Origin of the sequence: Pantoea sp. App145, assembly GCF_047947045.1 — a bacterium.
GTDB lineage: Bacteria > Pseudomonadota > Gammaproteobacteria > Enterobacterales > Enterobacteriaceae > Pantoea.
Genome location: NZ_CP133290.1, coordinates 2,966,322 through 2,981,309, shown reverse-complemented (window position 1 = coordinate 2,981,309; position 14,988 = coordinate 2,966,322). Strand labels below are relative to the sequence as shown.

The following is a 14,988-nucleotide window of genomic DNA, read 5'->3' as shown; positions in this document are numbered from 1 at the left end:
TGGCTTTTAGTATGATCAATGTCGTTAAGGTATAGGTTTGGTACACAAGTGCAAGTTGGAATTCTGGTCAAAGTCAAAATTAAGCCCTCACTAACAATTATCATTTATTTTTAATAATTTATAATCAACACTGCTATCGCCATTTATTTCCAGGCTATCGCCTCCTGATTTTTAATTAACCACCCTTGTACAATAAGCGTTCGATTTTCAACAATGAATGGGGATAAAAATGAAATCATAAATTAATCATCAAATGAATTATGTCAGATGAATTTTATGGCTTATTTTTTAATGAGAGATTAAGAATGTTTCTGAAGAGTAATTACGTGAGGCGCAGGGGCGATTATCTTAATAAAATAAGTATTCACCTGATTTTTCATCAGTCCGTCATCAATGATAAAAGGTGGATAACGGATTTTATCCGTATAAAAAAAGGGCCGTAGCCCTTTCTTTCATACAATATGTTATATCAGACTGCAATACCCGGACGCACACCAAGCGTATGACAAATCGCGTAACTCATTTCGGCACGGTTCAGCGTATAGAAGTGAAAATCTTTCACCCCTTCCCGCGACAGAATCTTCACCATATCCATCGCGATATTGGCACCCACCATCTTGCGGGTTTCCGGATCATCATCCAGACCAGCAAACATTGCATTCATCCAGCCGGGAACACGCACGTTGGTCATGGTGGCAAAGCGCTGCAACTGTTTGAAGTTAGACACCGGCAGAATCCCCGGCACGATTTCCACATCAATACCGGTCGCCACACAGCGATCGCGGAAGCGCAGGTAGCTTTCGACATCAAAGAAGAACTGGGTAATGGCGCGGTTAGCACCGGCATCAATCTTACGCTTCAGGTTGATCAGGTCTGCCTGCGCGCTTTTGGCTTCCGGGTGGACTTCCGGGTAAGCCGCCACGGAGATATCAAAATCGCCCACTTCTTTCAGCAGCTCAACCAGGTCAGAACCATACATCTCCGGCTTGCCCGCACCCGGCGGTAAATCGCCACGCAGCGCCACAATATGACGAATGCCACTATCCCAGTAATCGCGAGCGATAGCGCGCAGTTCATCGCGGGTCGCATCAATGCAGGTCAGATGTGGAGCTGCTTCCAGGCCGGTACGCTCTTTAATGCCTTTGATGATGCTATGGGTACGGTCACGCTCACCGGAATTCGCGCCATAGGTGACCGAGACAAATTTCGGCTTCAGGCTGCTGAGGCGGTCGATAGAGTTCCACAGGGTTTCTTCCATTTCGCTGGTTCGTGGCGGGAAAAACTCAAAGGAGACATTAATTTGCCCGTTCAACTCAGCCAGGCTTTGATTCAGCGCTTCGCGCTGATTGGCATGAAAGAAACTCATCCTGTTACCTCATCTTCACACATCGATTATTTGCGGCCTGCGAACATCCATACGTTTAGACGTCCAGATGCACAAAATGAACGATCCGCAGCGTTGCGTCAACTGAAAATTAATAAACAGGCGTGACAAAAATTCAACCAACATGAAAGAGTTTCATGATCGAAGCGGGGAAAATGAATAAAGCAGACGACAGGGAGTCGTCTGCTGGAGGAAGGCAAATTACAGCAGTTGCGCGAGGCGGTTGATATCCGACTGAATGGCCCCGGCGGTGACGTCACGTCCGGCACCTGGTCCACGAATCACCAGCGGGTTGTCGCGATACCAGCGGCTTTCGATAGCAAACACGTTGTCACACGGCAGCAGCGCCGCCAGCGGATGCTCAGGGCGCACCGCTTCAACCCCTACACGTGCTTTGCCATTGGCATCGAAGCGCGCCACATAACGCAGTACCAGCCCCATCTCCTGTGCCGCTTCCAGACGCTGGAGCATCTGATCATTCAGTTCGTCCGCGTTCTCAAAGAAGTGATCGATCGATTCACCTTCACAGCTGGCGGGCACCAGCGACTCCACCCGCACCTGATCCGGCTCGATGTTGTAACCCGCTTCACGCGCCAGAATCACCAGCTTGCGCATCACGTCCAGGCCCGAAAGGTCAACGCGCGGATCGGGCTCCGTCAGCCCCTGCTGCCACGCCTGATCCACCAATTCGGTGAAGGGCACGGTGCCATCAAATTGCAGGAACAGCCAGGAGAGCGTGCCCGAGAAAATACCGCTGATGGCCAGAATCGCATCCCCACTCTCACGCAAATCACGCACCGTATGGTTTACCGGCAGGCCCGCACCCACGGTGGCGTTATATAACCAATGGCGACCGGTTTTGGCAAAGGCATCGCGGATCTGTCGCCAGCTCTGGCTATTCGATGCACCGGCAACCTTGTTGGCGCTGATAACGTGAAAACCGTGGCTGGCGAAATCCAGATACTGCTGCGCCAGCGGCTCGCTGGCGGTGACATCCAGCACCACCAAATCATCAAACGGGTGCGCACGCATCCACAGGAACAGCGACTCTTCATCGCGCTCCTCGGCTTCATCATCAAAGAACGCCAGTGCCCGACTCGCCTCAAGCCCGTCATAGCTCAGCAGGCTACGGCGGCTGTCTGCCACACCTGCCAGCACGAACTCAAACCCGGTACGCGCCGACAATATCTCCTGCTCGCGTGCAAACAGCTCCAGCCAGCGTGAACCGATGTTGCCTTTACCGAACAGCATCAGGCCAATACGCTTTTCTGCACGAAACAGTGACTGATGCAGCCCCTGAATCAAATGCTGGGTCGGACCGACACGCAGCACCGCCACGATGCTGATATGTTCATCTGACTGCCAGACAAACTCGACCGGCTGGTCTTTAATTTGCTGCCAGAAACGGTGACTGTGTAATGGGTTGCGCGTCACACCCGCCCCCACCAACGCCACCAGTGCTAAACCATCACGCAGTTGCAGATGACCCGGCAATGCGGCGTCCTGCAACAGGTTAAAGGCGCTATTCACGACTTCTGAGGTGTAGCACAGCTGCAAAAGCTGGCGATCCGGGTGCGTCCCCACTGCCAGCGGCCGCAACTGCGCGCGCTTGAGCAGCAGGTCAATCTCTTTGTTCAGAATGGCGAAGTCGTGGTTGTCAGGGATTTGAATCTCAATCAGGCAGACATCATCGTGGCTGGTGACAATACGCGCTCCGGTGCCCGAAGCCAGTACGCGCTCAATACGCGTAGACCCCTGTTCCGGCTGATAACTGCAGCGTAGTTGCAGGTCGATATCGCTGTTCGACACCGGTTGCAGAGTGCGGGTATGCAGCACCGGCGCCGCAAGACGAGCCAGCTCGCTGGCTTCATCCAGACGCAGTAACGGCAGCAGACAGGCATCGGAAACTTTGCGCGGATCCGCACTGTAAACCCCGGCAACGTCACTCCAGATGGTCACGCGCCCGACACCGGCCAGCGCGCCAATCTGTGTGGCCGAATAGTCCGAACCGTTACGGCCCAGCAAAACGGTTTCACCCGCCTCGTTACGGCTGATAAATCCGGTCACCACCAGGCGCTTATGCGGATGCTGCGTCAACAGCGCCTGCAACAACGGCCAGGATTTTCCTTCATCAACCTGTGGCTGCGCAGCGCGTTCGGCGCGCAGGAAATCGCGTGCATCGAGCCAGACCGCTTCAATATCACGCTGGCTCAGCACCGCCGCCATCAGCCGCGCCGACCAGATTTCGCCATGCCCGACCACTTCGGCGTAAACCGCATCGGTAATGGTGCCATCCAGCAGCGCTGCCAGTTTTTCCAGATCGCGGATAAAGGTGGTGGTGAGGGTTTCTGCGGTTTCAGCAGGCAGCAGCGCAGCGATCAGCTCACTGTGGTAACGCCGTAACGCCTGTTGCACCTGATGCGCAGACAACCGATCACTTTGGCTCAGCTTGAGCCAGCTAATCAGCTGGTTAGTGGTACTGCCTGCGGCAGAGACCACCATCATATCGCCCGGCTGGCTGTAATCCGCCATAATAGTGGCTACGCGCTGATAGCAACGCGCATCGGCCAGGCTACTGCCACCAAATTTGTGCAACTGCTTACTGGTCGGCGTTCCCGCGCCTGCTGAAATCGTCATGGTTACCCCTCGGCTGCGATCCTGAATGCATTATCCAGATCGGCGATTAAATCTTCGTGATCTTCAATTCCGACAGAAATGCGGAGCAACGTTTCAGAAATTCCCGCTGCTGCGCGCGCTTCGGCAGACATACCGGCATGCGTCATGGTGGCGGTATGCGAAATCAGGCTTTCAACACCGCCCAGCGACTCCGCCAGCGTAAACAGCTGTAACGCTTTCAGAAAACGGCGCAACCGGTTTTCGTCGGCGTCCAGCTCGAAACTTAACATGGCACCAAAACCGCGCTGTTGACGTACCGCATACTCGTGACCGGCATTTTCCGGCAGGGAGGGATGATACAGTTTTTTTACCAGCGGTTGTTGCTTTAGGTAATCAACAATCGCCAGTGCATTACGCTGTGCCGCCGCCATACGCGGTGCCAGGGTACGCAGGCCACGCAGCAGCAGGTAACTATCAAAAGCGGCACCGGTCACGCCGATATTATTGGCCCACCAGGCCAGCTCGGTCACCAGTGCCGGATCTTTCGCAATTACCACACCCGCTACCACATCGGAGTGACCATTGAGGTATTTGGTGCAGGAGTGCAGCACCAGATCAGCGCCCAGCGCCAGCGGGTTTTGCAGCGCCGGGCTGAGGAAGGTGTTATCCACCACACTGATAGCACCGGCCTCACGCGCGGCCTGGCAAATCGCGGCAATATCCACCACGCGTAATAAAGGATTGCTCGGGCTTTCGACCAGTACCAGTTTCGGTTTCTCCGCCAGTGCAGCCTGCAATGCCGCTTTATCACCCTGATCGACAAATTTCACCCGGTACGCGCCGCGTTTGCTCAGGCTGTCGAACAGACGATAGCTGCCGCCGTAGCAGTCATGCGGAGCCACCAGCAAATCGCCCGGTTTCAGGAACACCGTGGTCACCAGATGAATCGCGGACATGCCGGTATTGGTTAATACCGCGCCTGCGCCACCTTCCAGTTCGGCCAGCGCACGCTGCACCACATCACGCGTAGGGTTACCGCGACGAGAGTAGTCGTGCGCGCGAGGCTCATTGAAGTCGAGAAAGTTATAGGTGCTGGAGAGGTGAATCGGTGGGACAACGCAGCCATATTGCTCGTCATCATTCAAACCGCTGCGCACTGCGATGGTTGCCTGTTTACGCGTCATGGTGCTTACTGTTCCTGAAGAGTAAAAAGAAGAGGCCACAGGATAGCATTCCAAGAATGGACGTCAATACATCTGGACATCTAAATGTCTTTGCGTATAGATTGAGCAAAGCATCAATACCCGCTAAAATTACGCGTCATCGCCTGGTGTTCAAAACGCGCTTTCTTCAGGAAAGTGATGTTTAAGCATAAAACCTGCATTTTCAGGGGTCAGGCACCAAAAAATCGGGCATAATCAACGGATTTCCCCACTTTCCACTTTTATTGATTAAGGTAACCCATGGCTGAATGGAACGGCGAATATATCAGCCCTTACGCTGAGCACGGTAAGAAGAGCGAGCAGGTCAAAAAGATTACGGTTTCTATTCCGCTGAAAGTGCTGAAGATTTTAACGGACGAGCGTACCCGCCGTCAGGTGAACAACCTGCGTCATGCCACTAACAGTGAGCTGCTGTGCGAAGCCTTCCTGCATGCTTTCACCGGTCAGCCCCTGCCGGACGACGTTGATCTGCGTAAAGAACGTAGTGATGAGATCCCGGAAGAAGCGAAGAAGATCATGCGTGAGATGGGCATCAATCCCGATACCTGGGAATACTGAAGCCAGAAACAAAAAAACCCAGCCGAAGCTGGGTTTTTTCTTGTAGCCGACTCTCGTAAGAGCCGACGACAAATAATCTTATTTCTTGCTGGTCGGCAGGCTGAAACGCTTGTTGAAGCGATCAACACGGCCACCGGTGTCAACAACACGCTGCTTACCAGTGTAGAACGGGTGGCAGTTGCCGCACACGTCCAGGTTCAGGTCGTGGCTCATGGTAGAGCGAGTGTGGATCACGTTACCGCAAGAGCAAGTGATGGTCACTGCTTCGTATTTCGGGTGAATACCTTGTTTCATGGGAGAACCTCATAAAAGGCCGTGTCGCTCTCCGTGCCAGGTTAAACCTGCACAGCACCACACGCGGTTGAACAATATGTGTATGCTTTGACGAGCGTTTCTCATCAAAGGCGGCGCGCAGTATACAGAAAATGACCGCTTTTGGCAAGATATCCGCTTGCCGCGCCAGCGTGTACACTACTTCTCCTTATTACAGAACCGGATAGAGATTGTCATGCCCGTTGTTCAGGTTGCCCTGCCCGTCCCGCTGCCTCGCCTGTTTGACTACCTGCTGCCTGCCGATGCGCCGCAGCCGGTCACAGGCGTGCGCGTCAGCGTGCCGTTTGGTAACCGCAAAATGGTGGGCATCGTCATCGGAGTGCGTGAAACCAGCGATTTGCCGCTGGCACAGCTGAAGCAGATCGATGAGATACTCGATAGCAGCAGCCTTTATTCTCCCGCGTTATGGCGCATTTTACAGTGGGCGGCTCAGTATTATCATTCACCGCTGGGTGAAGTGCTGAACCATGCCATACCGGTATTGTTGCGTCAGGGCAAACCCGCCCAGGAAGCACCGCTATGGCAATGGGTAATTAATGATGCCGGACGCGAAGTGGCGTTAGAGAGCCTGAAGCGCGCGCGCAAGCAGCAGCAGGCGCTGGCCGCACTGCGGCAACAGCCACTTTATCGTCATCAGGTCAGCGACCATGATCTCACCGATGCCGCTTTGCAGGCGTTACGCGCCAAAGGCTTGTGTGATTTGCGTGAACACGCTGCGCAGGTACATGACTGGCGCGACACTTTCGCCGTTAAAGGTGAAAGACTACGCCTTAATACCGATCAGGCGATGGCGGTGGGTGCCATTCGCAGCGAAGACGATCGCTACGCCGCCTGGCTGCTGGCCGGTATCACCGGTTCGGGCAAAACCGAGGTCTATCTCAGCGTGCTGGAAAATGTGCTGGCGCGAGGAAAACAGGCGCTGGTACTGGTGCCGGAAATCGGTCTGACGCCACAAACCATTGCCCGCTTTCGTGAACGCTTCCATGCACCGATAGATGTGCTGCACTCGGCGCTCAATGACAGCGAGCGCCTCGCCGTCTGGCTGCGCGCACGCAGTGGCGAAACCGCGATTGTGATTGGCACCCGTTCGGCGCTGTTTACCCCGCTGGCGCGTCCCGGGGTGATCATTATTGATGAAGAACACGACAGCTCCTACAAACAGCAGGAAGGCTGGCGTTATCAGGCGCGCGATCTGGCGGTGTTTCGCGCCCATGAGGAAGATATTCCGATTGTCATGGGTTCCGCCACTCCGGCACTGGAAACGCTGCACAATGTGCGCAATGGCAAATATCGCCAGCTCAATCTCACCAAACGCGCCGGTAATGCCAAACCTGCACTGCAGCAATTGGTTGATCTCAAAGGACAACAGTTGAAAGGCGGACTGGCACCCGCGCTGCTGGGCAAAATGCGTCAGCATTTACAGGCGAATAATCAGGTACTGCTGTTCCTTAACCGACGCGGTTTTTCGCCAGCCCTGATGTGCCATGACTGCGGCTGGCTGGCCGAGTGTCAGCGCTGCGATCGTTATTACACCCTGCACCAGCATCATCGTCAGCTACGCTGCCATCATTGCGATAGCCAGCGCCCCTTGCCCCATCAGTGTCCGCAATGTGGTTCTACCCACCTGATGCCGGTCGGTGTCGGCACGGAGCAGCTGGAGCAACAGCTCGGCACCCTCTTCCCCGGGGTGCCGGTCTCACGTATCGACCGCGATACCACCAGCCGTAAAGGCGCGCTGGAGCAGCATCTGGCGGATGTGCATCGCGGCGGGGCGCGCATTCTGGTGGGAACGCAGATGCTGGCAAAAGGTCACCATTTCCCCGATGTCACATTGGTTTCATTATTAGATGTCGATGGCGCGCTGTTTTCGGCTGATTTCCGTGCCGCCGAGCGTTTCGCCCAGCTCTATACTCAGGTCGCCGGGCGCGCGGGCCGTGCGGGCAAGCAAGGCGAAGTGTTGTTGCAGACGCACCATCCCGAGCATCCGCTACTGCAAACCCTGTTGCATCGCGGTTATTTCGCGTTTGCCGAGCAGGCGTTGCTGGAGCGTCAGTCGGTCCATCTGCCGCCCTGGACCAGTCACGCGCTGTTTCGCGCGGAAGATATGGATAATCAGCAGGCAGCCGAATTTCTCAGCCAGTTAAGAAACTTACTGGAAGCCAGTCCGCTGAAAGATCAGGCGCTCTGGCTGATGGGGCCTGTTCCGGCGCTGCAACCCAAGCGCAGTGGACGCTGGCGTTGGCAGCTGCTGCTGCAACATCCATCACGTAAACGTCTGCAACAATTGCTGAGCAGCTCGCTACCTCTGGTTACCACGCTACCCGCTGCGCGTAAGGTCAAATGGACGCTGGATATCGACCCGACCGAGAGCTAACGTGCGCCACATCTGCGAGCCGGATCGAAAAAAGTCGCACAAGTCACAATTTTTATGCAAATTAAGTAACAACACCAACCGGGGTTCGGTTAACAATAGTGCCCGACCCGGCAGATGCCCGGCTTTCGACAGACATTCAATGCGCCGAACTGCGTCAGGAGTAAAACGTTGGACCAGAAGCAATCCTCATCCGCCGCCACGATGAAAGATGTGGCAGAGAAAGCCGGTGTTTCGACTGCCACGGTTTCTCGTGCGCTGATGAATCCGGAAAAAGTCTCGGCTGCCACCCGGCAGAAAGTGGAACAGGCAGTGATTGCCGTCGGTTACTCACCACACGGCCTGGCACGCAATGCCAAACGTGGCGAGACGCAAACCATTCTGGTGATTGTGCCCGACATCTGTGACCCTTTTTTCAGCGAAATCATCCGCGGCATAGAAGTGACTGCCGCCCAGGAAGGTTATCTGGTGTTGATTGGCGATTGCGCGCATCAGAATCAGCAGGAAAAAACCTTTCTCAATCTGATGCTGACACGCCAGATCGACGGCATGGTGTTGCTCGGTTCACAGCTGCCCTTTGAGGCCGGTGTAGAGGATCAGCGCAACTTGCCACCGATGGTGATGGGGAATGAATTCGCGCCGGAGATGGCGTTACCCACAGTACACATCGATAACCTGACTGCCGCATTTGAAGCGGTGAACCATTTGCTGCAACTCGGTCATCGTCAGATCGCCTGTATTACCGGCCCCGAACATATCCCGCTGTGCCAGTATCGTTTGCAGGGCTACATTCAGGCGCTGCGCCGTAGCAGCCTGCCGGTCGATCCCACGCTGATTGTGCATGGCGATTTTACCTTCGAAGCCGGAGCCAACGCGTTAAAGCAACTGATGAGCCTGCCCAATCCACCGAAAGCGCTGTTTTGTCATAGCGACCTGATGGCGCTGGGTGCCATGAATCAGGCCCGCAAACTGGGTATGCGGATTCCACAGGACCTTTCGGTGGTAGGTTTCGACGACATCGAACTGGCGCAATATTACGATCCACCGCTGACCACCGTCGCCCAGCCACGGTTTGATATCGGTCGAGAGGCGATGCTACTGCTGCTTGATGAGTTGCAGGGGAAACGCGTCAATAACGGTTCACGCCTGCTGGATGCGGAACTACGCGTGCGTGGAAGCACGGCCCCCGCTGCAAAACGTGAAAAATGACCACCTTTGCACCGCATTTTCAGCGGATTCTGAAGGCAGACTCCGCTGGTCAAACTTCCGGCCCTTGAGTAACATGGCGAATTCCTTGCCGGGCTATTAACAGCATATTTACAGGCCCGCATTTTTTTGAAGGGTATCAGAACGAGAGTGGCACAAAGAGATTACGTAGGCCGCGGGCGTTCAACAGGGACGCGTCGCAAAAAAAGCACAGGCCGCAGCAAGAAAAGCAAAGGCGGTTCTGGCACCTCCAAACTGATGATCGTACTGGCTGCGGCCGTACTGGTCACCTTTGCCGGTGGCTTATGGTTCATCTCCCATCATAAGAAAGAAGAGACGCCAGTGATGCCGGATCACAAAGCGGCGGGTAATGGGCTGCCGCCGAAACCGGAAGAGCGCTGGAAGTACATCAAAGAGCTGGAAAACCGCCAGCTGACCGTGCCCACACCCACGGAACCTTCTGCCGGTGGCGGCATTCAGTCACAAACGCAGCTGACCGATGAACAACGCCAGCTACTGGAACAGATGCAGGCGGATATGCGCCAGCAGCCTACTCAGCTGAATGAAGTGCCGTGGAATGAACAAACTCCGGCACAGCGCCAGCAAACCCTGCAACGTCAGCAGCAACAATTGCAGCGCCAGCAGCAGGTGCAACAACAGCAGGTGCAGCGTCAACAGCAGGTCCAGCAACAGCAGCCACAACATCAGCAGATGCAGCAGCAACCGGTCACCCGTCAGACACAGCAGCAGCCAGCTCCCATTACGCGTGAGCCCGAGCAGCAGACCCGGCCACAGGAAACCGTGAAAGCGAAGCCAGTTGAGAAGGCATCGTCGCAGCGCTGGATGGTGCAGTGTGGTTCGTTTAAGGGAACTGACCAGGCGGAGTCCGCACGAGCGGCACTTGCCTTCGAAGGCTTTGAAAGCCGGATTACCACCGGTGGCGGCTGGAATCGTGTAGTCATTGGCCCCTTCAAGGATCGCAGCAGCGCTGACAGCACGGTGAAACGCTTGCACAGTTCCGGCCACGGAAGCTGTATTCCCCTCGCTATCCCCTGAATAATCTGAGTTCCCCCGAGCCCCGTAATATGACGGGTGAATCGGGGTTGAAACTCCTGATTACTACCCCATATCAGTTTGCATGATACTCCGCGCCAGGTGCGCGGAGTCCTTTTCTACTGCAACAAGGGGTCTGCCCGTGACAACAATAGTAAGTGTACGACGCAACGGCCAGGTAGTGATTGGCGGTGATGGCCAGGCTACTCTCGGCAATACCGTAATGAAAGGCAACGTTAAAAAAGTGCGTCGTCTTTATAACGACAAAGTCATCGCCGGTTTCGCTGGCGGCACTGCAGATGCCTTCACCCTCTTCGAACTGTTCGAGCGCAAGCTGGAAATGCACCAGGGGCATTTGGTGAAAGCTGCCGTCGAGCTGGCTAAAGACTGGCGTACCGATCGTATGCTACGTCGCCTCGAAGCCCTGCTGGCGGTGGCGGACGAATCCGCTTCACTGATCATCAGCGGCAACGGTGACGTTATCCAGCCGGAAAACGATCTGATTGCTATCGGTTCGGGTGGACCTTACGCCCAGGCAGCGGCACGCGCCCTGCTGGAAAATACTGATTTAGGTGCGAAAGATATCGTGGCTAAAGCGCTGAATATCGCTGGCGATATCTGCATCTACACCAACCATAATGTTAACTTTGAAGAATTACCCTCTAAGGCGTAAGGATCTGAATCATGTCTGAGATGACTCCCCGCGAGATTGTCAGCGAACTGAATCGCTTTATCATTGGCCAGGATGGTGCGAAACGTGCTGTGGCCATTGCGCTGCGTAACCGCTGGCGTCGTATGCAGCTTGACGAAGAGCTGCGCCATGAAGTCACCCCGAAAAACATCCTGATGATCGGTCCGACCGGTGTCGGTAAAACCGAGATTGCCCGTCGTCTGGCAAAACTGGCGCATGCGCCGTTCATCAAAGTGGAAGCCACCAAATTCACCGAAGTCGGTTACGTCGGCAAAGAAGTGGACTCCATCATTCGCGATCTGACCGACGCTGCCGTGAAAATGGTGCGTATTCAGGCGATTGAGAAAAATAAATACCGTGCTGAAGAGATGGCAGAAGACCGCATTCTCGATGCACTCATCCCGCCAGCAAAAAATAACTGGGGCCAGCCAGAGCATACCGCCGAGCCTTCTGCCGCTCGCCAGTCTTTCCGCAAAAAACTGCGTGAAGGTCAGCTGGACGACAAAGAGATCGAAATCGATCTGGCTGCCGCACCGATGGGCGTGGAAATTATGGCCCCGCCGGGCATGGAAGAGATGACCAGCCAGCTGCAGTCCATGTTCCAGAATCTGGGTGGACAGAAGCAGAAGCCGCGCAAGCTGAAAATCAAAGACGCCATGAAGCTGCTGATTGAAGAAGAAGCCGCCAAGCTGGTGAACCCGGAAGAACTGAAGCAGGACGCCATCGAAGCAGTTGAACAACATGGCATCGTGTTTATCGATGAGATCGACAAAATCTGTAAACGCGGCCAGTCATCCGGCCCGGATGTCTCGCGTGAAGGCGTACAGCGCGACCTGCTGCCGCTGGTGGAAGGTTGTACCGTCTCCACCAAACACGGCATGGTGAAAACCGATCACATCCTGTTTATCGCTTCCGGTGCGTTCCAGGTCGCCAGCCCGTCGGACCTGATTCCGGAATTGCAGGGTCGTCTGCCGATTCGTGTGGAACTTCAGGCGCTGACGGTGAACGACTTTGAGCGCATCCTGACTGAGCCAAATGCCTCTGTCACCGTGCAGTACAAGGCGCTGATGGCAACCGAAGGCGTGAACGTTGATTTCACTGAAGACGGTATTCGCCGCATTGCCGAAGCGGCATGGCAGGTGAACGAAACCACTGAGAATATCGGTGCACGTCGTTTGCATACGGTGCTGGAACGTCTGATGGAAGATATCTCCTACGCCGCCAGCGATCTTGATGGTGAATCGATCATCATCGACGCGGAGTATGTCGGCAAGCATCTGGATCAGTTGGTGGCCGACGAAGACCTCAGCCGCTTTATCCTGTAAGCCACTGCCACAACAACAATGCCCGGCCACTGTGCCGGGCATTTTTTTGCGCAGGATATTGATGCAGCGCTTTTTTTATAGGGTGATGATTTTGCCAACACTTGCCAGATAGCGATATACTTACCGCTCCTGTGGCAAACAGACGACATCCCTATGAAATACGATACATCTGAACTCTGCGACATCTACCATGAAGAAGTGAATGTTGTTGAACCGCTTTTTTCGAACTTTGGTGGACGCACCTCATTCGGTGGTCAGATAACCACAGTGAAATGTTTTGAAGACAACGGCCTGCTGTATGACCTGCTGGAAGAAAATGGCCGGGGTCGTGTTTTACTGGTTGATGGCGGTGGTTCTGTGCGCCGTGCACTGGTGGATGCGCAGCTGGCACGTCTGGCGGTGCAAAACGAGTGGGAAGGCATTGTGGTGTACGGATCGGTACGTCAGGTTGACGAACTGGAGGAGCTGGAGCTTGGCATTCAGGCGATTGCAGCCATTCCAGCCGGTGCTGCCGGGGAAGGGATTGGTGAGAGCGATGTGCGCGTCAATTTTGGTGGCGTGACCTTCTTTTCCGGCGACCATCTCTACGCTGACAATACCGGGATCATCCTGTCGGAAGACGCACTCGATATCGAGTAATCCCAGAGACGAAAACGGGTGCCGCGGCACCCGTTGTTGTCAGCGTTCAAAGTACGCTTAGACTTCTTCCATTTTTCCCAGCAGGGCGCGCAGCCGATCCTGCCACACATGCTGTTCTTCTTTCAGCTGTTGGTTTTCACGCACCAGCGCATCCTGGTTACCGGAAGACTGCTGAACTTCATTCTTCAGCGTATTGTTCTGCTCTTTCAGCTCTTCGATTTCCATCTGCAGCAGGGTGATGGTATCAATCGCCTGCTGTACTTTCGCTTCCAGTTTTTCGAACACTTCAAATGACATCTTTCTGACCTCTCCTAAATCTTGCAAGGCGTTGATGGTGCCGACCCGACGCAACGCGCGCCCGTCCATGACGCGGCCAGCAACGATGTCCCGATTGTATGTAGCGCGCCCCGGCAAGTCCAGCGGCGCAAGGCCTGCAAAGGGAGTCTGTAACACTTTTCAGTCAATGCCTAAAAAATTACGTCCCATTGAGCGTATTTATCCATATTGGCGGGAAATTTCTGATTCACAACCGGGGGTAATAGCGCTTAAAAAAACGCAAAAGACGCGAAAACGCGCATTTTTATGACAGACCACACAGAATTCAATTTCGCTATTTCTCGTTTATGCTCGTTAACGATAAATTTACAGCAGCCCTACAAGAGCGCTGGGTGACTCAACGGATTGAGAACAACAACTGATAAAATTTAACCTCGCTTCAGGAATGCCATTATGAGCCAGACAACGAACACACTAACAGGTCAGTGCATCGCCGAGTTTCTTGGTACCGGTTTGATTATCTTTTTCGGCGCGGGCTGTGTTGCTGCACTGAAACTTGCCGGAGCCAGCTTCGGCCAATGGGAAATTTGTATTATCTGGGGTTTAGCTGTCTCCATGGCGGTTTATCTGAGTGCTGGCGTTTCAGGCGCTCATCTCAATCCGGCGGTAACCGTGGCGCTTTGCCTGTTTGCCAACTTTGAAGGTCGTAAAGTGCTGCCTTACATTGTGGCGCAGGTTGCAGGTGCGTTCTGTGCGGCGGCGCTGGTCTACGGCCTTTACTACAATTTGTTCTTCGATTTCGAACAAAGTCATCAGATGGTACGCGGCAGCGTGGATAGCCTCCAGCTGGCAGGTATCTTCTCTACCTATCCGAATCCCCATATCAGTGTAGGTCAGGCATTCCTGGTTGAAATGGTGATTACGGCGGTATTGATGTCTCTCATCATGGCGCTGACCGATGATGGCAACGGTGTGCCGCGTGGTCCGCTGGCACCGCTGTTGATTGGTCTGCTGGTGGCGGTGATCGGTGGCTCTATGGGTCCGCTGACTGGCTTTGCCCTGAACCCGGCTCGTGACTTCGGTCCGAAGGTGTTCGCATGGCTGGCAGGCTGGGGCAACGTCGCCTTCACCGGTGGCAAAGATATCCCTTACTTCCTGGTTCCGATTTTTGGCCCGCTGGTTGGTGCCTGCCTCGGAGCTTTCGGTTACCGCGCACTGATTGGCCGTCACCTGCCAGTTAACGTCGCAGTAACCAGCAAGACAGAAAATCAGGTCGCGCGCGCTGAGCAGCGTAAAGCGTAAGTTTCACTTTT

At 54.6% G+C, this 14,988-nt stretch carries 13 protein-coding genes; 8 read left to right on the top strand and 5 right to left on the bottom strand.

From position 1 onward, the window contains the following. Positions 1-469 precede the first annotated feature (469 nt). The 3 genes from metF to metB all read right to left on the bottom strand — a co-directional run bounded on the left by metF (position 470) and on the right by metB (position 5,184). Positions 470-1,366: a methylenetetrahydrofolate reductase gene (metF, locus tag RCF31_RS13620; protein ID WP_416411174.1), complete on the bottom strand. Its 897-nt coding sequence runs from the start codon at positions 1,364-1,366 to the stop codon at positions 470-472. Positions 1,367-1,585: 219 nt separating this feature from the next. Next, positions 1,586-4,021: a bifunctional aspartate kinase/homoserine dehydrogenase II gene (locus RCF31_RS13615; RefSeq protein ID WP_416411173.1), complete on the bottom strand. Its 2,436-nt coding sequence runs from the start codon at positions 4,019-4,021 to the stop codon at positions 1,586-1,588. Between the two features lie 2 nt (positions 4,022-4,023). Beyond that, entirely contained in the window at positions 4,024-5,184 is a 1,161-nt protein-coding gene (gene metB / locus RCF31_RS13610) for a cystathionine gamma-synthase (protein WP_084877855.1), read from the bottom strand. Positions 5,185-5,463: 279 nt separating this feature from the next. Here metB and metJ point away from each other — a divergent pair, with 279 nt between their 5' ends. Further along, a complete protein-coding gene (metJ, locus tag RCF31_RS13605; RefSeq protein WP_013510984.1) occupies positions 5,464-5,781 on the top strand; it encodes a met regulon transcriptional regulator MetJ in 318 nt (105 codons plus the stop codon). A 78-nt stretch (positions 5,782-5,859) separates the two neighbouring features. Here the strand turns inward: metJ and rpmE are convergent, their stop codons facing one another. Then, positions 5,860-6,075, bottom strand: a complete 216-nt coding sequence (rpmE, locus tag RCF31_RS13600) for a 50S ribosomal protein L31 (protein ID WP_084877857.1) — start codon at positions 6,073-6,075, stop codon at positions 5,860-5,862. 214 nt (positions 6,076-6,289) lie between these two features. Here rpmE and priA point away from each other — a divergent pair, with 214 nt between their 5' ends. The 6 genes from priA (at position 6,290) to rraA (ending at position 13,399) form a co-directional block, all read left to right on the top strand. Continuing rightward, positions 6,290-8,488: a primosomal protein N' gene (gene priA, locus RCF31_RS13595; protein ID WP_416411172.1), complete on the top strand. Its 2,199-nt coding sequence runs from the start codon at positions 6,290-6,292 to the stop codon at positions 8,486-8,488. Positions 8,489-8,689: 201 nt separating this feature from the next. Next, positions 8,690-9,694, top strand: coding sequence for a DNA-binding transcriptional regulator CytR (cytR, locus tag RCF31_RS13590; RefSeq protein ID WP_416413261.1), 1,005 nt, complete (start codon positions 8,690-8,692; stop codon positions 9,692-9,694). Positions 9,695-9,841: 147 nt separating this feature from the next. Further along, entirely contained in the window at positions 9,842-10,747 is a 906-nt protein-coding gene (gene ftsN, locus RCF31_RS13585) for a cell division protein FtsN (RefSeq protein WP_416411171.1), read from the top strand. Between the two features lie 139 nt (positions 10,748-10,886). After that, complete coding sequence (gene hslV, locus RCF31_RS13580) at positions 10,887-11,417, top strand: ATP-dependent protease subunit HslV (RefSeq protein WP_084877866.1); 531 nt, start codon at positions 10,887-10,889, stop codon at positions 11,415-11,417. Positions 11,418-11,428: 11 nt separating this feature from the next. Next, positions 11,429-12,760: an HslU--HslV peptidase ATPase subunit gene (hslU, locus tag RCF31_RS13575; protein WP_299448479.1), complete on the top strand. Its 1,332-nt coding sequence runs from the start codon at positions 11,429-11,431 to the stop codon at positions 12,758-12,760. Between the two features lie 153 nt (positions 12,761-12,913). Beyond that, positions 12,914-13,399 carry a ribonuclease E activity regulator RraA gene (rraA, locus tag RCF31_RS13570; RefSeq protein WP_084877871.1) on the top strand — a complete coding sequence of 162 codons (486 nt, stop codon included), beginning with the start codon at positions 12,914-12,916 and terminating at the stop codon, positions 13,397-13,399. Positions 13,400-13,456: 57 nt separating this feature from the next. Here the strand turns inward: rraA and zapB are convergent, their stop codons facing one another. After that, positions 13,457-13,696 carry a cell division protein ZapB gene (gene zapB, locus RCF31_RS13565; RefSeq protein ID WP_208716896.1) on the bottom strand — a complete coding sequence of 80 codons (240 nt, stop codon included), beginning with the start codon at positions 13,694-13,696 and terminating at the stop codon, positions 13,457-13,459. A 432-nt stretch (positions 13,697-14,128) separates the two neighbouring features. Between zapB and RCF31_RS13560 the strand changes: the two genes are divergently transcribed. Further along, on the top strand, positions 14,129-14,977 hold the full coding sequence (locus tag RCF31_RS13560) for an MIP/aquaporin family protein (protein ID WP_299448486.1): 849 nt from the start codon (positions 14,129-14,131) through the stop codon (positions 14,975-14,977). Positions 14,978-14,988 lie beyond the last annotated feature (11 nt).